The organism is Rhodococcus sp. Ni2, from assembly GCF_021352185.1.
Classification (GTDB): domain Bacteria; phylum Actinomycetota; class Actinomycetes; order Mycobacteriales; family Mycobacteriaceae; genus Rhodococcus_F; species Rhodococcus_F qingshengii.
The window spans coordinates 1,073,927-1,094,209 of sequence record NZ_WOXZ01000002.1; the positions used below are offsets into that span (position 1 = coordinate 1,073,927).

Annotated in this window: 20 protein-coding genes; 10 read left to right on the top strand and 10 right to left on the bottom strand. The window is 62.3% G+C overall.

Annotated features, from left to right (window positions below):
* Nucleotides 1-58 precede the first annotated feature (58 nt).
* From GN300_RS18585 to GN300_RS18595, 3 genes are all read left to right on the top strand, one after another.
* The gene (locus GN300_RS18585) at nucleotides 59-1,504 is read left to right on the top strand and encodes a wax ester/triacylglycerol synthase domain-containing protein (protein ID WP_063314799.1); all 1,446 of its coding nucleotides are present in this window, start codon (nucleotides 59-61) and stop codon (nucleotides 1,502-1,504) included.
* 212 nt (nucleotides 1,505-1,716) lie between these two features.
* Entirely contained in the window at nucleotides 1,717-1,902 is a 186-nt protein-coding gene (locus GN300_RS18590; RefSeq protein WP_223304379.1) for a hypothetical protein, read from the top strand.
* Nucleotides 1,903-1,965: 63 nt separating this feature from the next.
* Nucleotides 1,966-2,109 (top strand): hypothetical protein, encoded by a 144-nt coding sequence (locus tag GN300_RS18595; protein WP_003941503.1) that lies wholly within the window; start codon nucleotides 1,966-1,968, stop codon nucleotides 2,107-2,109.
* A gap of 93 nt (nucleotides 2,110-2,202) precedes the next feature.
* Here GN300_RS18595 and GN300_RS18600 read toward each other — a convergent pair whose 3' ends face one another.
* Nucleotides 2,203-2,406 carry a PspC domain-containing protein gene (locus GN300_RS18600; protein ID WP_003941534.1) on the bottom strand — a complete coding sequence of 68 codons (204 nt, stop codon included), beginning with the start codon at nucleotides 2,404-2,406 and terminating at the stop codon, nucleotides 2,203-2,205.
* Between the two features lie 145 nt (nucleotides 2,407-2,551).
* Here GN300_RS18600 and ppk2 point away from each other — a divergent pair, with 145 nt between their 5' ends.
* Nucleotides 2,552-3,466, top strand: coding sequence for a polyphosphate kinase 2 (gene ppk2, locus GN300_RS18605; protein WP_037129644.1), 915 nt, complete (start codon nucleotides 2,552-2,554; stop codon nucleotides 3,464-3,466).
* A 51-nt stretch (nucleotides 3,467-3,517) separates the two neighbouring features.
* Nucleotides 3,518-4,351, top strand: coding sequence for an alpha/beta fold hydrolase (locus GN300_RS18610; RefSeq protein WP_063314798.1), 834 nt, complete (start codon nucleotides 3,518-3,520; stop codon nucleotides 4,349-4,351).
* A gap of 4 nt (nucleotides 4,352-4,355) precedes the next feature.
* On the opposite strand, the gene GN300_RS18615 is transcribed toward GN300_RS18610, so the two are convergent.
* From GN300_RS18615 to GN300_RS18625, 3 genes are all read right to left on the bottom strand, one after another.
* A complete protein-coding gene (locus GN300_RS18615; protein ID WP_042450421.1) occupies nucleotides 4,356-6,407 on the bottom strand; it encodes a prolyl oligopeptidase family protein in 2,052 nt (683 codons plus the stop codon).
* 84 nt (nucleotides 6,408-6,491) lie between these two features.
* Entirely contained in the window at nucleotides 6,492-7,508 is a 1,017-nt protein-coding gene (locus GN300_RS18620; protein WP_003941485.1) for an alpha/beta hydrolase family protein, read from the bottom strand.
* A gap of 267 nt (nucleotides 7,509-7,775) precedes the next feature.
* Complete coding sequence (locus GN300_RS18625) at nucleotides 7,776-8,825, bottom strand: alpha/beta hydrolase family protein (protein WP_007733735.1); 1,050 nt, start codon at nucleotides 8,823-8,825, stop codon at nucleotides 7,776-7,778.
* Nucleotides 8,826-9,058: 233 nt separating this feature from the next.
* On the opposite strand from GN300_RS18625, the gene GN300_RS18630 reads away from it, so the two are divergent.
* From GN300_RS18630 to GN300_RS18640, 3 genes are all read left to right on the top strand, one after another.
* Nucleotides 9,059-10,045 carry a dipeptidase gene (locus GN300_RS18630; RefSeq protein WP_058038501.1) on the top strand — a complete coding sequence of 329 codons (987 nt, stop codon included), beginning with the start codon at nucleotides 9,059-9,061 and terminating at the stop codon, nucleotides 10,043-10,045.
* 49 nt (nucleotides 10,046-10,094) lie between these two features.
* The gene (gene lpdA / locus GN300_RS18635) at nucleotides 10,095-11,498 is read left to right on the top strand and encodes a dihydrolipoyl dehydrogenase (protein ID WP_003941477.1); all 1,404 of its coding nucleotides are present in this window, start codon (nucleotides 10,095-10,097) and stop codon (nucleotides 11,496-11,498) included.
* Nucleotides 11,499-11,681: 183 nt separating this feature from the next.
* Nucleotides 11,682-12,674 carry an iron-siderophore ABC transporter substrate-binding protein gene (locus tag GN300_RS18640; protein ID WP_063314797.1) on the top strand — a complete coding sequence of 331 codons (993 nt, stop codon included), beginning with the start codon at nucleotides 11,682-11,684 and terminating at the stop codon, nucleotides 12,672-12,674.
* Here GN300_RS18640 and GN300_RS18645 read toward each other — a convergent pair.
* Nucleotides 12,650-13,099 (bottom strand): helix-turn-helix domain-containing protein, encoded by a 450-nt coding sequence (locus tag GN300_RS18645; RefSeq protein ID WP_007735410.1) that lies wholly within the window; start codon nucleotides 13,097-13,099, stop codon nucleotides 12,650-12,652. The genes GN300_RS18640 and GN300_RS18645 overlap by 25 nt on opposite strands.
* A 118-nt stretch (nucleotides 13,100-13,217) precedes the next feature.
* On the opposite strand from GN300_RS18645, the gene GN300_RS18650 reads away from it, so the two are divergent.
* Nucleotides 13,218-14,069: an SDR family oxidoreductase gene (locus GN300_RS18650; RefSeq protein ID WP_063314796.1), complete on the top strand. Its 852-nt coding sequence runs from the start codon at nucleotides 13,218-13,220 to the stop codon at nucleotides 14,067-14,069.
* A 51-nt stretch (nucleotides 14,070-14,120) separates the two neighbouring features.
* On the opposite strand, the gene GN300_RS18655 is transcribed toward GN300_RS18650, so the two are convergent.
* Nucleotides 14,121-15,722, bottom strand: coding sequence for an MFS transporter (locus tag GN300_RS18655; RefSeq protein WP_003941517.1), 1,602 nt, complete (start codon nucleotides 15,720-15,722; stop codon nucleotides 14,121-14,123).
* Between the two features lie 68 nt (nucleotides 15,723-15,790).
* On the opposite strand from GN300_RS18655, the gene GN300_RS18660 reads away from it, so the two are divergent.
* Nucleotides 15,791-16,366 carry a TetR family transcriptional regulator gene (locus tag GN300_RS18660; RefSeq protein ID WP_063314795.1) on the top strand — a complete coding sequence of 192 codons (576 nt, stop codon included), beginning with the start codon at nucleotides 15,791-15,793 and terminating at the stop codon, nucleotides 16,364-16,366.
* Nucleotides 16,367-16,369: 3 nt separating this feature from the next.
* Here the strand turns inward: GN300_RS18660 and atzF are convergent, their stop codons facing one another.
* The 4 genes from atzF to GN300_RS18680 all read right to left on the bottom strand — a co-directional run bounded on the left by atzF (nucleotide 16,370) and on the right by GN300_RS18680 (nucleotide 20,211).
* Nucleotides 16,370-18,079, bottom strand: coding sequence for an allophanate hydrolase (gene atzF / locus GN300_RS18665; protein WP_063314794.1), 1,710 nt, complete (start codon nucleotides 18,077-18,079; stop codon nucleotides 16,370-16,372).
* A 17-nt stretch (nucleotides 18,080-18,096) separates the two neighbouring features.
* Entirely contained in the window at nucleotides 18,097-18,798 is a 702-nt protein-coding gene (locus GN300_RS18670; protein WP_019744458.1) for a GntR family transcriptional regulator, read from the bottom strand.
* Between the two features lie 76 nt (nucleotides 18,799-18,874).
* A complete protein-coding gene (locus tag GN300_RS18675) occupies nucleotides 18,875-19,408 on the bottom strand; it encodes a carboxymuconolactone decarboxylase family protein (protein WP_003941526.1) in 534 nt (177 codons plus the stop codon).
* Nucleotides 19,405-20,211 (bottom strand): SDR family NAD(P)-dependent oxidoreductase, encoded by an 807-nt coding sequence (locus tag GN300_RS18680; RefSeq protein WP_042923321.1) that lies wholly within the window; start codon nucleotides 20,209-20,211, stop codon nucleotides 19,405-19,407. The genes GN300_RS18675 and GN300_RS18680 overlap by 4 nt, the downstream gene beginning before the upstream one ends.
* Between the last annotated feature and the right edge of the window lie 72 nt (nucleotides 20,212-20,283).

The window sequence follows — 20,283 nt, forward strand, 5'->3', positions numbered from 1 at the left end:
TGCATGTCAGCTCGCTACAATTCGGACATTCGTTCAGCGTCGGAATTGAGGGGCATGCATGATCTTTCGGAACTCGTTGCCAGCCGCGGTATCTCAGATGGGACCGCGAGACGCGGAGTTCGTCTACAACGAGTCCGGCGGACATCTGAGCCACATGGTCTGCGCCTACTTCTTCGACACGACGGGCCATCCGCTCGCAGAGATGACGCACGACGACGCGGTTCGGTGGATCACCGAAAGATTCGGGTACTGGCCACTGTTCACGAGTCGGCTCCAGCGAGTTCCGCTGGATCTGGACTATCCCTATTGGGTCCCGGCCGATTTCGACGTCGATGATCACGTGCACGTCCATCGTGCCCCTGTTGCCGGGTGGGCGCCGGTTCGTGAATTGCTCGGGCGCTCGCTCGGGGAGCCGATGGACCTGTCCCGGCCGCCCTGGGAGTTGCACGTCATGACCGGCGTGCGCGGGATCGACGAGCTACCTGGCAATCTGACGCTGATCATGCTCAAGACCCACCACGGGGCCGGTGACGGTCTGGCGATCCGCGATCTGACCAACCTTCTGTTCTCCGGTCCGCCGAAACCGCAGACGAAGCGTGCCGGTTCGGGGCTTTCGTCGCTGGATTTGATCGGGCGCACGGTCGTGGGTCTGCCCGGCCAGGCGATCCGTTTCGGCCGGGGTCTGTCCGTGACAAAGGTTGCGGCCGAGACGGTTCGGGAGGCGGAAGAGGCCGGAGAGCTGCCTACGTACTCGGCCGACCGCCTACCGACCCGATTCAACGGCGTGCTGGGTGGAGACATCACGATCGATTTCCTGACGCTGAACGGCGCAGACATCAAAGCGATCCGAGCGGCCGTTCCGGACGTGACGGTCAACGACATCTTCCTGACCGTGGTCGCCGGTGCTCTCGACGCATACCTGTCGGAAAAGGGCGAGAAGTCGGCCAGTGGGTTGGCGGCGATGGTTCCCCGATCGATGCGGCAGATAGCCGAATGGGAATCGGCCAACCAACTGGCGCTGTTGACGGTCGATCTGCACACGGACGTCGAAGATCCGGTCGAGCGGCTGACACTGATCAGGGATTCGGCGCTGATGGCAAAGGGGCGGAGTTCGCACCCAGCCGTCCGTCGTTACGGCACACGCATCGAAACCTCGCCTGCGGCTCTGCTCAGACTCACCGGTCTCTCGCGTCGGCTCAACAAGCTGGACCCTTCGCACAAGGTCATTCAGAACACGACGATCAGCAATGTCCCGGTATCGGTCGACGGCAATGTTTTCGAAGGTGCGCCGGCGGTGGCAGTTCTCGGCGGGCAGGCGCCGGTCGACGGAGACATTCTGCGCCACTTCCTCATTGCCGCGCGTGGAGGTTCTCTGACGCTCAATGTCATCGTCTCGCAAGAGACGATGCCGGATATCGAGCACTACGTCGAATTGTTGCGGGTGGGGTTCACGACGCTTCTGCAGGCAGTTTCTGACCAAAATCGTGAGGTAGTCGAACGATAAAGTGCAACTTGCGTCGGAACTTGTGGTGAATCGACGATTTGTGTTCGGGAAATTTCTGTCGAATTCATCCTAATTAAGGTAATTGTCCGTAGTGGTGTCGAGTCGTTATCTCGCGGATTAATGTGACTGTCGACACGTCGAGTGTCTACCGCCGGACTGGTTCGATAATCGTCACCGACGGTAAAAAGAATCACCTACGCGAGGAGCTGAACATGGGTTCGTTGATGGATATTCTCGGTGGTCCGAATGGGGACGGTGCACCGATGCAGGCTTTGCTGACAATGCTGCTGGGATTGGACAATGTCGGTGCAAACCTCTTCGGTTCACTGGCTGACACCGCCGGTGGAATCTTCGGATCTCTCGACACCCTCAGCTTTACGCCGCCTGTCGTTCCCTGAGTTTTCTGATCGGCGTCATTTGCTCGTCCCAAGTGAACCACTGAACATCTAAAGGAGAACGTCATGCTTGAAGGATCTGTCATGGACGCTGCCGGCTCAGTCGGTGCGATCATCGGTCAGGGGTTGGGCAGCGTCAGTGGCCTGGCCGTCAAGGGTCTCGAGGCCCTCGCTGCGCTCAGCGGTGGAGAGTTGAAGGCCGCCAAGTAGATTGTTGATTTCGGGGCCTGCTCGTGTTGGCGCGTAGGCCCCGAAATACCTTTTGTCGGCGCGTAATTCTCGCCATGCCAAGTGCCGGAATTCTCAACCTAACGGCATGAGCATCCAGGCGGCGAGATATACCAAAGCCGCGGTTCCACCCGTGCAAATAGCGGCGATAACCGCGAGTAGACGGACAAGATTGACGTCGGCGCCGAAGTAATCTGCAATTCCGCCGCACACTCCGGCGAACATTTTCTTGTCGTTGGAACGGGTGAAGGGGCGAGGTGTGTTGCTTTCGAATGTCATGCTTCAATTCTGAAGCGAGATGGCGCCGCGCACCATCGGGGACGACCCCCATTTGCACCCTGATCTTTTGAGGCCGTCGTGTCATACCCCGGTAGTTCATCCCAGCTTCACCGAACGGTTGCTGCGGGAGACTAACTTGTCGGCGGTGACCGATTTAGCAGAACGCCGACCGTTCCTCAGCGCCTTCGCGGATCTTTCGACCGCCGTCGATCTGGCCGACACCGCCGCCTTCACCGTCGACGACAATGACGACGACGATCCGGTGCTGCTGACGTCGCCGGACGGTTTCGAGGTCGACACTTGGCGGGAGGGCTACCCGTACGAGGCACGGATGCCTCGGGACGAGTACGAAATGTCCAAGCGTCTGCTGCAGATCGAACTCCTCAAGCTGCAGAACTGGTCGAAAGAAACCGGCGCACGGCACGCCATCGTGTTCGAAGGACGCGACGCTGCCGGTAAGGGCGGAACGATCAAACGATTCATGGAGCACCTCAATCCTCGTGGCGCTCGCGTCGTCGCGCTGGAGAAGCCGTCGGCTCGCGAGTCGACGCAGTGGTACTTCCAGCGTTACGTGCAGCACCTTCCCGCCGCCGGGGAACTGGTGATGTTCGATCGATCTTGGTACAACCGGGCCGGGGTCGAGCGGGTCATGGGTTTCTGCACCGACGAGGAGCATGAGCGATTTCTGCGCCAGGTGCCGTTGTTCGAGCAGATGCTCGTCGACGACGGCATCAGCTTGATCAAGTTCTGGTTCTCGGTTTCCCCGCTGGAGCAGCGCACGCGGTTCGCGATCAGACAGGTCGATCCCGTGCGGCAGTGGAAGCTTTCGCCGATGGACATCGCTTCTCTGGACAAGTGGGATGCGTACACGGCGGCGAAGGAAGAGATGATCCGGTTCACCGATACCGACACCGCTCCGTGGACCGTCATCAAGAGCAATGACAAGAAACGCGCGCGGATAAACGCGATGCGTCACGTGCTCAGTCAGTTCGATTACGACAACAAGGATTACGAGATCGTGGGTACTCCGGATCCGCTGATCGTGGGAAGCCTCGAATAGTCGGCGCGTGGGCTCTGCCCATCCGCGGCGTGGGTGGTTAGTGTGAGTTGAATGGAGACCGTACCGATCCAACTCCCCGACGGCACCGTGACCCCGATCCGTCTGTTTCCCGGACCGAACGACGACGCACCCGTGGTGGTGATGTTGCCCGGGCTCGGAGTTCCCGCCGGGTTCTACGATCCGGTGGCGCAGGCCGTGGTCGAAGCCGGCTTCAATGCGGCCATCGGTGAACTGCGTGGCCAAGGTGACAGCAAACCGCGCCCGAGCGCGTCGAGTGTTTTCGGATATCAGGAACTGGTCTCGATCGATTGTCCGGCGACGTTCGAGGTAGTGCGCGAGCGGTTCCCGGCCAGCACACCATTTCTGATGGGGCACAGCATGGGCGGCCAGATCGGGGTGATGTACGCGTCGAGGATTCGGGGCCGGCTCGGCGGACTGATCCTGGTTGCCTCCGGATCGCCGTATCACCGCGGATTCCCCGGAATCCGTGCGCCCGGACTCTATCTGGGTTCGTCCGCGATGTCGGTGACAGCCAACATTGCCGGCTTCTGGCCGGGAGACCGGGTCAACGTCGGCGGCTTCGGTCGACAGTCGAAAGTACTGATCACCGATTGGGCACGGTTCGCCAGGACCGGTCGCATGGAACCCGTCGGTGCGGATATCGACTACGAGGAGCGGATCGCTCGCCTGACCTTGCCGGTTCTGTCGATCACGATCGAAGGGGACGATCTCGCTCCACGCCGGTCGGCAAAGAACCTGGTGGACAAGCTCTCCGGGGCCCAAGTGACGATGACGCACATCGACGAACCACTCGGTCACAACGGTTGGATACGCAATCCCACCGCTGTGAGCGAGCGCGTCGTCGCGTGGTTGCGCGACCGCTGAAAGATCAGCCGAGTTTCTGCCAGAGGAACTCGTAGGTCAGCGCAGTCTTGAAGGCCAGCTGAGCATTGTCCGCGGCGCCGCCGTGGCCACCCTCGATGTTCTCGAAATACAGCACCGGCTTGCCCAGCTCTTCCAGCCGTGCGGCCATCTTGCGGGCATGCGCGGGGTGGACGCGGTCGTCGCGGGTGGACGTCGCGATCAGGATCGGTGGGTACGACGCGGCGGCGTCGATGTTCTGATACGGCGAGTACTCCGAGATGAATGCCCACTCCTCCGGGACATCGGGGTCACCGTATTCGGCCATCCACGAAGCGCCGGCCAGCAGGAGATGGAATCGGCGCATGTCCAGCAGCGGGACCTGACAGACGATGGCGCCGAAGAGCTCGGGGTACTTGGTCAGCATGATGCCCATCAGCAGGCCGCCGTTGCTACCGCCCTGAGCTGCCAGAAGATCCGGGGTCGTGATTCCGCGATCGACGAGGTCTCTCGCGACGGCAGCGAAGTCTTCGTGCACCTTGTGGCGCCCGGCCTTGAGAACCTGTGTGTGCCAACCGGGTCCGTACTCGCCGCCACCACGAATGTTCGCAACCACATAGGTTCCGCCCTGCGTCAGCCAGGCACGGCCCAGAGAACCGCTGTACGACGGTGTCAGCGAGATCTCGAATCCGCCGTACCCGTAGAGCAGGGTAGGGCCGGGCTCGCTACGCGGACTGCGCACCACGAAGTACGGAACTTGGGTGCCGTCGGCAGAGGTGGCGAAGAACTGCTCCGTGGTGATGCCCTCGGCGTCGAAGAACGCGGGAGCCTGCTTGAGGGCAGTGGGTTCGGTTTCGCCGATCACGCCGTGCAAAAGAGTTGCAGGGGAGGTGTATCCACTCGAATTGACGAAGTACTCGTTGCTGACATCAGGGTCGGTGTCGAGAATTTCGATACTGGTCAGTTCTGGAAGCCCTTCGAAAGGTCGATCCTCCCAGCCGTTTTCGCCCGGCGTCAGGATTCGCAGCGTCGTGCGCACGTCGGTCAGGACCACCAGAATCAGATGATCGCGTGTCCAGGTGTAGTGCTCGAGCGAGGAATGTGCGTCGGGTTCGAAGATCGATGTCAGTGCTCGTGAGCCGGCAAGGAAATCGTCGTAACGGATGGCAAGCAGTGCGCCGGTCGGATATTCGGTGTCCTCGACGGCCCACACGGACTTGGTGCGGATCAACAACCACTCGTGGTGAATCGAGATCCCGGCGTCCTCGGGGACGTCCACGAGCACCAGTTCACCGTCGGGGCGAACTTCGAAATGCTGAGAGTTGTAGAAATCGACCGAGCGAGTGACGAAGTCCCGTTCGAACCCGGGCGTCGGATCGTGCGAAGCCGAGATGGCCACGTCCGTGGCCTGGCCCTCGTAGACGGTCTCGGCGCTGGAGAGGGGAGTGCCGCGCTTCCACCGCTGGGCCAGACGGGGATATCCGGAATCGGTGAGCGACCCCGGTCCGATATCCGTTCCGACGTAGACGGTATCGATGTCGATCCAGTCGATGTCGGTCTTGGCCTCGGGAAGGTAGAAGCCGGGATTCTCGCCCTCGGGAGCGAGGAACTCGCGCTTGTCGATGTCGAACTCGCGAACGACCGCCGCGTCTGCCCCGCCGCGGGAGAGGCTGATCAATGCACGGTTGCGGTGTGGCCGTAGAAGTTGCGTGCCCTTCCAGACCCAGTTCTCGCCCTCGGCCTCGGCCAGGGCGTCGAGGTCGACCAGGACGTCCCATTCCGGGTCGTCGGTGACGTACTGATCGAACGTCGTGCGTCGCCACAATCCGCGAACGTGGGTGCTGTCGCGCCAGAAGTTGTAGAGGAACTCACCTCGACGGCGGACGTAGGGGATTCGCGCGTCGGTATCGAGGATCTCGCGCACGTCGCTCTGTAGTCGATCGAAGCGCTCGTTGTCGGTGAGCTGCTCCTCGGTCACGGCATTGTGCTGACGGACCCAATCGAGTGCAGACTCACCGGTCACGTCTTCGAGCCAGAGGTAGGGGTCGTCGCCGGTGGTGGGCTGCTGATCGGAAGTCATACGTCCATTCTTACTGCTCGCTCCCGACAGCACTCGACCCCGCTCCCGAAACACTGGAGCGGGGTCGAGTGAGAACGAATCGGGTCAGACGCCCAGGGAGTGAGCGAGCATCGGCCAGGAGTTGTGGAGATCGTCCTGCCAGTAGCCCCACGAGTGGGTGCCGGTCGGCTTGAAGTCGAAGGTGGCCGGGATCTTCAGATCGCTCAGGCGGTAGGCGAGGTTGTGGGTGCAGTAGTTGACCGCTGCCTCGATGACGCCGCCGACGATCGCCTGGTTGGCGAGCGCACCGACCTGACCGTTGATCGCGGGATTGGCGAGAGTGTCGTGTGGGCCGGGGAGTCCGGAGCCGGTGGAGACGTAGAGTTCGGTGCCGCGGAGCTTCTCGGCGTTGAGGACCGGATCGTTGTCCTTCCAGCCCTGACCGTCGAGCGGGCCCCACATGTTGGTGATGTCAGCTCCGCCGCGGGTACCTGTGACAAGTTCGATCGCACTCTGACCGACGGGGGTGCTGGTCTCAGCGCATCCGCTGTACGCCCCGACGCCCTTGTAGAGGCCGGGAGCCGCGATGGCGAGGTTGAGGACCGAGGTCGCGGTCATGGAGATCGCGGAGATCGACTGGACCTTGTTGGTGTTGAACTCGGCGTCGATGACGGGCGGGAGTTCCTTGGTGAGGAACGTCTGCCACTTCTGGCGACCGAGAACCGGATCGTCGTTCACCCAGTCGGTGTAATAGCTGAACGCGCCTTCGAGTGGAGTGACGACGTTGACGTTCTTGTCCTGGAAGAAGTTCATGACGTCGGTCTTGCGTTGCCAGGTCGCCGAGTCTTCGCCGCCGCCTGCACCGTTGAGCAGGTAGAGCGTCGGGCGGGGTTCGCTGCCATCTGCGGGGAGGATGACCTCGAGCGGGATGTTGCGATCCATCGCCGGGGAGAAGACCGAGATGGTGACCTTGCGGTCGCCGGTCTTGGTGTTGCTCACGACGTGCGATCCGGACGTGTCACCGCCCGCAGAAGCTGTCGCCGGACTGATCAGCATCGGCAGCACCGTGGCCACTGCGAGAGCTGCGATCACACTGCCACGCTTGAAAATTCGAGCACGCATACGTTCGGATCCTCCACCTGAATGTCTTCGGATCCGGAACGGATCGAAGTGCCTGTGAGCCCTTACTGGAACAGGTTCACTTTTTGTTATGTGTCAGTAAAGCAGAGCGGGCGCAGAAAGTGACGCGATTCGATTGCCTGACAATTGAATTGGCCCCGGAATTAACCCCCGAATTAACCCCCGAATTAACCCCCGAATCGGCCCAGACAAGCACTCGACCCCGCTCCCGGAAGTGCAGGGAGCGGGGTCGAGTCGGAACGATTTCGGTCAGATGCCCATCGAACGAGCGAGCATCGGCCAGGAGTTGTGGAGATCGTCTTCCCAGTAGCCCCACGAGTGGGTGCCGGTCGGCTTGAAGTCGAAGGTGGCCGGGATCTTGAGATCGTTGAGGCGGTAGGCGAGGTTGTGGGTGCAGTAGTTGACTGCTGCCTCGATGACGCCGCCGACGATCACCTGGTTGGCGAGTGTGCCGACCTGTCCGTTGATCGCCTCGTTGTTCAGGGTGTCGTGCGGGCCGGGGAGTCCGGAGCCGGTGGAGATGAAGAGCTCGGTGCCGCGGAGCTTCTCGGCGTTGACGACGGGGTCGTTGTCGATCCAGCCCTGGCCGTCGAGGGGGCCCCACATGTTGGTCACGTCAGCGTCGCCGCGCATGCCCACAACCAGTTCGATGGAGGACTGGCCGACCGGTGTGCTGGTTTCGGCGCATCCGCTGTATGCACCGACGCCCTTGTAGAGGCCCGGAGCTGCGATGGCGAGGTTGAGGACCGAGGTCGCGGTCATCGAGATCGCGGAGATCGACTGGACGCCGTTGGTGTTGAACTCGGCGTCGATGACGGGCGGGAGTTCCTGGGTCAGGAACGTCTGCCACTTCTGACGGCCGAGGGACGGGTCGTCGTTCACCCAGTCGGTGTAGTAGCTGAATGCACCTTCGAGCGGGGTGACGACGTTGACGTTCTTGTCAGCGAAGAACTCGTTGACGTCGGTCTGACGCTGCCACGTCGCCCGGTCTTCGCCGCCGCCTGCACCGTTGAGCAGGTAGAGGGTCGGGCGGGGTTCGCTGCCGTCTGCCGGGAGGATGACCTCGAGCGGAATATCGCGTTCCATGGAAGGGGAGTACACCTTGATGGTGGCGATGCGCCCGTTGTCCGTGCGGCTCGAGAGCTTGGAACCCGTTGTGTTTGCCTTGGCAACAGTTGCCGTGGTGGTCGACGGATCTCCGCCTGCGGACGACACTGCAGGGCTGATCAGCATCGGCAGCACGGATACTGCGGCTACAGCGGCGACCAGACGGCCACGCTTGAAAGTGCGAGCACGCATACGTTCAGAAACCTCCACCTAAAATTCCTTCGAATCCGCCCAGGAGTGAACGGTCCTTTGTTGCTGTTCCCGTACGGGAATTCATGCTGGGTACATGCTCTGTCGATAGGTACAGGGCGTGTGAGTCTTGTAAGTTCTACCGCATCGGTGCGTTATCCGCCAGTGAACCAGAGATTTGCTGAACGTACGACCAGTTTCAGGTGAATTTCCCTGATCATCGACGGGATTAGTGAGTGAACCGGACATATCCACTATGGGAACAACATTGTTGCCTACCTCTGCAGTCGAACGCGTCTGTCGAAGATCTTCTCCGATATCAGCGCCCAGCGGGGAGTTACGTTTCGGTGAACGTCGGTTACTCGCCGCAGACTCGCGCGGACTCGACGGCAATCGCCAAGAGTTTCGCGTGGCAGGCGCGGGTCGAGTTCCCGGAGATCACCCCTGTCTTCACCGTCGACGGCGTCGTCGAGATTCAGGAGTCCGGCGGAATCGCCCTGGCCTTCGACCTGGAGGACTCGAATCCGCTGGAGGGAGACCTGGCCAACGTCTCGTACTTCTACGACCTCGGAGTCCGCTCGATGTTGCCGACGTATAACTACATGAACGCTGCCGGCTGCGGCTGCTTGGACCTGGCGGACACGGGGTTGAGTGGATACGGCCGTGACCTGGTTGCCGAGATGAATCGCGTCGGAATGACGGTCGACGGCTCACATTGTTCTGTACAGACGGGGTTGGACATCTCAGCTATCACCCAGCGAGCAATGATCTACAGCCACTCGAACCTCCGAAGGTTGTGGGAGCATCCGCGCAACATCACCGACGATCAGGCCAGAGCGTGTGCGGAGACCGGCGGCGTCGTCGGGATCAACGGCGTGGGCATATTCCTCGGCGTCAACGGACCGGATGACGACCAGGCTCGGCTGTCCGCGATGGCCGACCACATCGAAGAGGCTGTGGGACTCGTCGGCATCGATCATGTCGGGATCGGCTCCGACTTCTCATTCGACGCCGACGACTTCCGCGAAGAGATCGAGCAGAACCCGTCGTCGTTCTCCGAGGCGTACACCGCGTGGGGGCCACTGCAGTGGACTCCTCCGGAGGAGGTGCTGACACTTGATCAGGTATTGCGTGAGCGGGGCTTCGACGAGCCGTCGATCGAGGCCGTGTACGGCGGAAATTTCGCCCGAGTTGCCCGAGAAGTGTGGGCTACCGACGGGTAATACGACCATCTGGGGACAGCGAAACGATGCAGGACTACCCTGGTGAATCGTGACCTCACACTATGACGTCGTTGTCCTCGGAGCCGGCCCCGGTGGGTACGTCGCTGCTATCCGCGCGGCACAACTGGGCCTGAGCACCGCCATCATCGAGCAGAAGTACTGGGGCGGTGTATGCCTGAATGTCGGCTGCATTCCGTCCAAGGCGCTTCTCCGTAACGCCGAACTCGCGCACATCTTCACGAAAGAAGCGAAGACGTTCGGCATGTCCGGAGACGTGTCCTTCGATTTCGGCTCCGCTTTCGATCGCAGCCGCAAGGTCGCGGACGGGCGAGTCAAGGGCATTCACTTCTTGATGAAGAAGAACAAGATCCCGGAGTACGACGGCAAGGGCACGTTCGTCGACGCCAACACCATCAGCGTGGAGCTGAGCAAGGGTGGCACCGAGACGATCACGTTCGACAACGCGATCATCGCGACGGGTTCGTACACCAAGCTGCTGCCCGGCACCTCGCTGAGCGAGAACGTCGTGACCTACGAAGAGCAGATCCTCACCCGTGACCTTCCGGGTTCGATCCTGATCGTCGGTGCCGGCGCGATCGGCATGGAGTTCGGTTACGTCCTCAAGAACTACGGCGTCGACGTCACGATCGTCGAGTTCCTCGATCGGGCACTGCCCAACGAGGACGCCGACGTCTCGAAGGAAATCGCCAAGCAGTACAAGAAGCTCGGCGTCACCATCAAGACCGGTGCCGCTGTGCAGTCCATCAGCGACGACGGCAGCAAGGTCACCGTCTCGATCAAGGACAACAAGTCCGGCGAGATCGAGACCGTGGTCGTCGACAAGGTTCTGCAGTCCGTCGGCTTCGCACCGCGTGTGGAGGGCTTCGGTCTCGAGAACACCGGTGTCGCGTTGACCGATCGCGGCGCCATCGCGATCGACGACTACATGCGCACCAACGTCCCGCACATCTTCGCCATCGGTGACGTCACCGCCAAGCTGCAGCTCGCGCACGTCGCAGAAGCTCAGGCTGTCGTCGCTGCCGAGACCATCGGCGGCGCGGAGACGCAGACACTCGGTGACTACCGGATGATGCCGCGTGCGACGTTCTGCCAGCCGCAGGTCGCCTCGTTCGGTTTGACCGAGGAGCAGGCCAAGGCCGAGGGCTACGACGTCAAGGTCGCGAACTTCCCGTTCGCTGCCAACGGCAAGGCACACGGTCTCGGTGACCCGACCGGTTTCGTCAAGCTGATCGCCGACAAGAAGTACGGCGAACTGCTCGGCGGGCACCTCATCGGACCGGACGTTTCGGAACTGCTGCCCGAGCTGACCTTGGCCCAGAAGTGGGACCTCACGGTCAACGAGTTGGCACGCAACGTCCACACCCACCCCACGCTCAGTGAGGCACTGCAGGAAGCGATCCACGGCCTCGCCGGCCACATGATCAACTTCTGACGGCAGGGCCTTCGGCCCCGTGCGCCTTTTCGGTAGTTCGCACTACCGGAAAGGCACACGGGGTTTTTCGTCTTTTGTGTCGAGTTGTGTTGCGAAACCGCCATCTGAGGCCTTCGAGTCGGGGTGTAGGCGCGCAACGCATTAGCGTCCCGAGTCGACCATTCGGCTTTCGAAGGACCACTCATGAAAACTCGTTCCGTACTGCTCGCGGCTTGCGTCGCGCTGACGCTCTCCGCCTGTGGAACCTCAGGTGACTCCGGATCGGACGCCGAAGCTTCGGGTGCCGCCGAGGCGGGGGCGTTCCCCGTGACCGTCGACCACGCCTATGGTTCGACGACGATCGACGCGGAGCCTATGCGCATCGTGACCATCGGATGGAGTGGCCAGGATGCGGTGATCGCACTGAACAAGGTTCCGGTCGCCATGGAGAGCTTCTCCGGCGCCGGCATCGAGAACAACATCCTGCCCTGGGACGCTTCGCGTCTGAACGGTGCCAAGCCTGTTCTCATGACGACCAATCCCGATATCCCGTTCGAGCAGATCCTCGGGCTCGATCCCGACGTGATCCTCGCCGTCTACTCCGGCATCGACGAGGGCGAGTACAAGCGTCTCAGTGACATCGCGCCGACCGTCGCGTTCCCCGACCAGCCGTGGGATACGGCGTGGGACAAGCAGATGAGCATGATCGGTGCAGCGCTCGGACAGCCGGAGCAGGCCCAGACGCTGATCGACGAGACCGGGGCGTACTTCGAGAAGCAGGCCGCTGATCACCCACAGTTCCAGGGCAAAACCGCAACGTATGCAATGCGCACCGACGAGGGCCTGATCGTCTTCTGCGGCACCGACCCGCGGATCCGTCTTCTCGGCCAGCTCGGGGTGAAGACCTCGCCCGGTGTCGACGCAGTGTGCACTTCCGGCGACAGTTCGGTGTCCGTGGGCATGGAATCCATCGACACACTCGACGCCGACGTCTTCATTCTCGTCGACGCCGACGGCACCAACCTGGACAAGCTGATGTCCTTCGGTCCGTTCGCGAACATGACCTCGGTGTCGAACGGCCGTCTGGTTCGTCTGGTCGGAATGGACTACGCGATGGCTACGTCCGCTCCGACGGTGCTGAGCGTTCCCTACGCATTCGACGAGTTCATCGCTCAGCTTTCGGACAAGTTGAGCTGATTCCGAGCGTCGTACGACGCTTGTGACGCAACGATTTTCGGAACCTGCGACTCGAGTAGTTCGATCAGGGCCGTGATCTTTGCGGCGACGTCGGCGCCGAGTTCGGTCAGGCTGTATTCCACTTTGGGCGGGATGGTTTCGAGTACCTCACGGTGCACGAGGCCATCCCGCTCGAGTGTTTGCAGGGTCTGCGAGAGCATGCGCTCGCTGACTCCGTCGACGCGTCGGCGCAGGGCACTGAACCGGTACGGGCCCTCGTTCAATGCCGCCAGCGCGAGTGCTCCCCAGCGTCCGGTTGCATTCTGCAATGCCGCCCGAGAGTTGCACCCGCGAGCGAAGACGTCAGCCTCGAGCGTTGGGTCCACGACGTCGGCATTCGGATCAGGGGTCTGGGCAGCACGTGAAGGTGAGTCGGTGCTGGTCATGAACCCAGGCTACTACTGCACGATCCCATAGCGCTAACTCGACGTGTTGCACTTACGAAAAATAAGTGCATGATGGTTGCAGAACGCATTTACGCTTCAACCTGGATCGGGAGTTCGCATGAGCATTGCAGTCACCGGCGCAACCGGAAACCTCGGACAACTGGTAGTCGAGTCGTTGATCGAGCGGGGAACCGCCGCGTCCGACATCGTCGCAGTGGTCCGCAATCCACAGAAGGCGGAAAGCCTCGCCGCCCGCGGAGTAGTTGTACGCCAAGCGGACTACGCCGATGCCTCGGCGTTGGAAACCGCACTGGCGGGCGTCGACAAGCTGGTTCTGATCTCGGGAAGTGAAGTGGGGTCACGGCTCGCGCAACACGCCAACATCATCGACGCGGCGAAGGCTGCCGGCGTCGGATTCATCGCCTACACGAGCATCTTGAATGCTCAGGACACGCCGATGAAGCTTGCTGCCGAGCACAAGGCGACCGAGGACGTGCTCATTCGGAGCGGTATTCCGTTCGCGCTGTTGCGCAACGGTTGGTACTGGGAGAACTTCACCAACGACCTGGCCGGTGTGATCGAACGCGGCGCACTGGTCGGTGCGGGAGCGGAAGGCAAGATCGCGGCTGCGGCGCGTGCGGATTACGCCGACGCCGCAGCAGTAGTCGCGACCACCGATGGCCACGAAGGTGCAGTGTACGAGTTGGGCGGTGACGAGAGGCTCACCTATGCCGAATTGGCCGCAAAGATCAGCGAATTCGCCGGCAAGCCCGTCGCGTACCAGTTCGTGGACGCGGAGGCATACGAAGGCATTCTCGAGAGCGTCGGACTGCCTGCACCGGTTGCGCAGATCCTCGCCGATTCCGATGCTGCAATTGCCAAGGGGGCGTTGGACACCGAGTCTGGCGACCTGCAGAAGTTGATCGGCCGCAGCAGCACTCCGGTGGCTGAGGTGTTGAAGAAGGCCTGACCTGCTGTGCGCCTTTATTAACCGCGGGCGGTTAATAAAGGCGCACAGGGGTTACCCCATGTGGACTGCACCCTCGGCGGGCAGATCACCCTTCTTGGCGCGGACCAGAACCAGCACTACCGGTGCGATGATCGCCAACAGGATTGCCGCCCAACCGAATGCGGCCGAGTATCCGGATACCTCGGCGCCGAAGAAGTAGTCCGTCATCGAGGCGACGAAGTCCTGCACCGGCTGGGGGAGTAGCGCCAATTGGTCACCAGTCGGGATGGTCGCGTTCGACATGTCGACAGGAATGCCTTCCGGCGGGATCGGCGCCGCGTTGTCGGCGGTGAAGGCCGACTTTGCCGAAGCGTAGATCGTGGTGAACAGTGCGGTTCCGAGTGCGCCGCCGATCTGCAGGGTGGCGTTGACCAGGGCACTGGCAGCGCCGGCGTCGTGGTCGGGGACACCGATCAGTGCGAGGTTCTGCATCGGCACCATCAGCAGACCCAGTCCGAAGCCGAAGATCGCGAGGCCGGGGAACACGTGCGTCCAGTAGGAGCTGTGTACCTCGATCTGGGTCAGCATGAGCAGTCCTACTGCTGCCACCAGCGGGCCGGCGACCATGAGCGGCTTGGGGCCGATCTTGGTGGACAACTGCGCTGCGATGGTCGACGCCAAGACGATGAAGAACGCCATCGGCAGCGATCCGACGCCGGCCATGACCGGGCTGAATCCGAGCACGATCTGCAGGTAGAACGTCAGGTACAACGTGCCGCCGAGCAGGGCGGCGCCCACCAGCATGGAGCCGATCAGAGCAGCGCCGCGATCGCGATGCCACGGAACGCTCAGCGGTAGAAGCGGATTCTTGCTGCGGCTCTCGACGACCACGAAGATCGCGAGGAAGACCAGACCCAGTGCGATGAACAGCAAAGTGTCCGCCTGACCCCAGCCGTGCTCGGCGCGTGTGAATCCGTAGACCAGTGAGCCGAGCCCCAGGGCGATGAGGACAGCGCCGGGAAGGTCGTAGCTCGTGTCGCCGTGCGCTTTGGTTTCCTTGACGATCGGGACGGCTGCAGCGATGGCGATCAGCGCGATCGGGATGTTGACGAGCAGGCACCAACGCCAGTCGACGTACTGCGTCAGCACTCCACCGAGGAGCAGGCCGATGGCAGCGCCACCGCCGGAGATCGCGCCGTAGACGGCAAAAGCCTTGGCGCGCTCCTTCTCTCCGATGAAGGTGGTGGTGAGCATCGACAGCGCAGCGGGCGCGAGCAATGCTGCGAAGACGCCCTGGCCGGCGCGAGCGATGAACAGTTCGATACCGCTCTGCGCGATGCCGCCGATGCCGGAGGCAACCGCGAAGCCCGCCATGCCGACGATGAAGGAGCGCTTGCGGCCCCAGTAGTCGGCGATACGTCCGCCGAGGAGCAGCAGCGCACCGAACGCCAAGGCGTACGACGTGACCACCCACGCGCGGTCAAGGTCGCTGATGCCCAGTTCCTCCTGGGCTGCCGGTAGGGCGATGGAGACGATGGTGCCGTCGAGCACCACCATGAGTTGAGCGAACGCGACGATGCAGAGCACCAGCCAGCGACGTTGATGATTCGGATTCTCGGAGACAGCCGGGATCGGTGGCAGAGTGCCGCCGTCGACGTGGGACGTGGTGGTCATTGGAAAAAGGTATTCCAGCCTTCTCGGGTGAGTCAAACGAAATAGTTCGTTCGGTTACCATCATCACTATGGCTCCCACTGACGTGACCGCGACGAAACAGCGAATCCTCGACGCTGCGCAAGAAGAATTCGGCACCTACGGGCTTGCCGGTGCGCGCATCGATCGGATTGCGAAGAACGGAAACGCCAGTAAGGAGCGCCTCTACGCCTATTTCGGTGACAAGGTCGCGTTGTTCCACGCGGTGCTCGACGTCGACTTCGAGCAGGCGATGGAATCCGTCGAGTTCACCGGTGAAGACATGCCCGCGCATGCTGTCGAACTGTTCGACGCAATGCTCGGCAAACCACAGATTCAACGGATGATGATCTGGGGTCAATTGCAGGGTGAGGCACCACGGATGAAGAAGTTGGCCGAGGAACATTCCAGCTGGGTTCCGCGAATGGCCACGATCCGCAAGGCTCAAGAAGACGGCCTCATCTCGAAGCACTGGGACCCCCAGGACCTGATCACGATGCTGTTCGGCCTCGTGTTCGGCTGGGTGGTGGCCCCCGGTGTGGCCGACAACCAGAACGTCGACGCCGACGAGATCGCGCGCCGCCGTGAAGTGGTGCGCGAGGCCGTCACTCGACTCTGCAAGCCGTGACTGTCAGCGAGAGAGGTACGCGGCCCAACCGCCGTAGTCGGTGATGTCAGCTGCGCCGTTTACGGCGTCATGAGTGCAGCTGAAACCGACTGTCGTTCTGCCGTCGGATAACTCGACGCTGGTGAGCGCCATCGGTGCAGGCAAGGCGGCGAGGAACGTTCCCAGCCCGGCCGGTGAGATTCGGAAGATCTCGCCGACGACCGGTGCGCCGAGTCCAGGGCCACGGCGTACCAGGCCGGGCTTCGGTGGCGTCGTGTCGAGAGCGAAGAGCCGGTAGGCATCCGAGGTCGTGACGGTTTCGACGTACCGCGCGCCGAGGTCGACCAACTGTGTGTTGAGGGGTTGCCCGCGCAGGTGAGCGCCGAATACTGCGAGGTCGATTCCGGTATCGACGAGGGTGGGTGAAGGCACACCGCCGAGTCGCGCAGCGAGGTCGATGGCGATCTGGTCGTCGAAAGCGGGTACGACGAACATGACGCCGAACGGGTGATCTTCGGCAGTGCGGTGTCCGGGCGCCGCGACGGCCGCCATGTCGAGCAGGTTGCAGAAGTTGGTGAAAGCTCCCATCCGGCGGTTGATTCCGAACGGATCCTCGGTCACGGCGGCAATCGTCGGGTGTTCGGTGGTGGTGGGAAGCAGTAGGGCGTCGAACCCGGCGAGGAGTTCCCGGGCGGCAGCCTTGGCGCGGGTGAGAGCATCGAGATCGTCGACTAGCTGGTATCCGGTGGGGTGCTTCGCACCGAGCACGATGTCGGACACCGCGGGATCTGCTCCGGCAGGACGAGTTTCGAGGAACTCGCCGGCAGCGGCGTACCGCTGCGCCACCACGGCGCCGTCGTAGAGCAATCGGGCCGCGTCGAGCAGTCCGGATATGTCGACGGTCTCGGTCTCGGCGCCGCCGGCTACCAGAGCTGTCACAGTGTCCTGAAATGCTGCCAGATACGGCGGGCTCAGTTGAGCGAGATCCTCGATTCGGGGGACGGCGACGCGGGGATTCGGCGCCGCCGCGAGACGAACGTCGGAAGGCCAGACGCGGCTGCGGGGATCTCGAGGTTCGTGGCCGATCATGATTGCCGCTGCCGCGGTTGCCGATTCGAGGTCGTCGGCAAATACCGTCAGAGCGTCGTAGTCGACGCAGGCGGGCACTACTCCGTGGGCGGGGATGACGCCGAGCGAGAGCTTGAGTCCGTAGATCCCGTGGAACGCTGCCGGCACCCGGCCCGAACCGGCAGTGTCGGTGCCGATTCCGATGTCTGCAATTCCCAGCGCGACAGCGACGGCGGATCCGGAGCTACTACCGCCCGAGATCAACTCTTCGTCCCAGGCGCAGCGAACGGCTCCGTACGGACTGCGCGTTCCGACCAGTCCGGTGGCGAACTGGTCCAGATTGGTCTTCCCCAGAACAACAGCCCCGTGCTCGATCAACCGCGCAACGGCACTGGCGGTTTCGTCCGGCGAATACGCGAATTCGGGGCACGCCGCTGTGGTCGGCAGACCGGCGACGTCGACGTTGTCCTTGACGGCGACCAGACGCCCAGCCAGAGGAAGATGCTCGCCCGTGGCGATTCTGGCTTCGACCGAAGCGGCATCGGCAAGCACATCTTCCTTGCGGCGCAACGTGATCCAGACTTCGGGGCGATCTACTTCCTCGATCCGCTGGAATGCCTGCTCGACCCGGGCTGTCGGGGTGAAAACTTCTGCTGCGATGGTCATGGTGTGTACTGCTCCGATCAGTCCGTGATGTTGGCGAGTGAGAGCGCGGTGATCGCGCGGGTCACTCGGTCGAGGACGACGTCGAGAGACTCGCCGATGTGCTGGTGCAAAAGCGTGCGGGCCTCGGGCAGATTGCCGGCACGTAGTTCTTCGAGGATTCGAATGTGCTCCGCGATCGAGGTGTCGATGCGGCCGTTGACCATGAAGTCGTACATCCGAACGTGCCGGATACGGGAATTCACCGACAGCAGCGACGCGACCAGTTCATTGTTTCCCGACGCCCTCAGTACGGCGACGTGGAATTCCTCGTCCAGTTCGACGAACCCCGGTTCCTGAGCGGGCGGATCGAGAGCCAGGGCACGCCACCGCACCAATTCGTCGTCGAGGATTGTTCGGTCGTGCCGGATCGTCGGATCTGCGATCGCCCGGGTAATTCCTTGTAGTTCCAGAGTGATTCGGAGTTCATACAGATCTCGGATCCGCGGGATACTCGGGCGCACGGCGGAGAACCCGTACTCTTCCCGGCGCAGGAGTCCATCGGCGCACAGCATCGTCAACGCTTCCCGTACTGGTGTGCGAGAAATGCCGAAACGCGTGGAGAGTTTCGGTTCCGTCAGGCGCTGATCGAACCCGATAGTCCCGTTGACCAGTTCGGTGCGTAGTTCCCGGTAGACCACCTCACGCAGTGGCTCCGGCGCCGTATTCATCCCTGTCGACATACCTGTATACGCTATTGATCAGGTGTTTCGTCCAGATGTCTTCGGGTTAGAGCTGAGTTACGGCCGCCGCGGAACTTCAGGAGAAGTCGCGCTGAACCCGCAAGGTTCCGATCGTGGTGGCCAGGCCGTCGTACTGAGTGACCAACAAGGTGAATTCGATCAACCGACGATCGTCGAGATGCTGCGAGAGCGTTCCCCACGTGTCGTCGGTGACGTCCTTGGTGGTGACCAACTCGTCGACCGCAGTCAAGATCGCACGGTGACGCGGACTCAACTCGGAAGCGCCAGGGCCCTCGATGATTCGGGCCAGTTCTTCTGCGTCGATTCCGGCTTTGCGGCCGAGCCTGATGTGGTGATCCATCTCGTAACCGCAGTCCCGCAGGTGCGCGACCCGCAGGATGATCAGTTCGGTGTCGTGGCGAGAGATCTTGCCGCCGGGCATGAGTGAGCCGGAGTAGTGCAGCCAACCGCGGAAGAGTCCGCCCGTGCGCCCCAAGGTGCTGAACAGATGCGCATCGGGTGCTCCGGCAGCCTTCGACAGGACACGCCAGATTCCCCAGTTGATCGGACCGAGGTCCTTGAATCGGCCGGGCGGGATGCGGGGGTTCATGCGACTCCACGGATGTGAGAGGGACGGAGGTCGATAGCTCGTTGCGCGATGTGGCGAACCGCGGCGCTGCGGCGTGGCGCGTGTACGCGTGACTTCCGGCCGACGATACCGCGCTCGAACGCGTCGACGGCGTCAGCGACGGTCGTGGTGCCGGCGCTGGCGAGGGTTCCGCGTGCTCCGTCGAACGACAGTGCGGTGGTATCGGTGTCGATGTCGCCGATATACGCGACGCCCACCTTGGTGCCGAGGTGTTTCATTTCCAAGCGCAACGCGTCACCCAAGGCTTCGACGCCGGCGCGCGAAGCACCGAACGGTCCGCGAAACGGATGCTTGGCGGCGCCGTGAGCCGAGGCGACCACCAGGGCGTAACCGTTTTCGTGACTGATGTGCGGACCGGCTGCGCGCAGGGTGTAGTACGTGCCCATGAGATTGACTTCGACGGCGCGGCGCATGTCCGCAGGGTCGCCGCCGAGGATCGACGAGTTCGCCTCGACACCGGCATTGGCGACGACGACGTCGATGCCTCCCAGCTTCTCAGCGATGTAGTCGACGCCGCGAGATACCTGCTCGAGGTCGGCGACGTCGCACAACTGCCACGGCGCGCGGCCGCAGGAAGTGGCGACTTGTTCGAGAAGTTCAGGCTCGAGGCCGAGCAGTCCCACGGACGCACCACGGTCGTACAGGCGTCTGGCCAGCGAAGAACCGATATTGCGGGCAGCGCCGGTGATCAGGATGCGCCGACCCGTCAGGTCGTCCGCACTACTCTTGGCCGATTCGGCCTTGCCCGCCTCGCTCTTGCCCATTGCTGTGTCCCTACGCAGTGACCTTCTGGTCCTCCGACGCTAACACCGCCGGGTAGCTGCGACTGCAAGTAC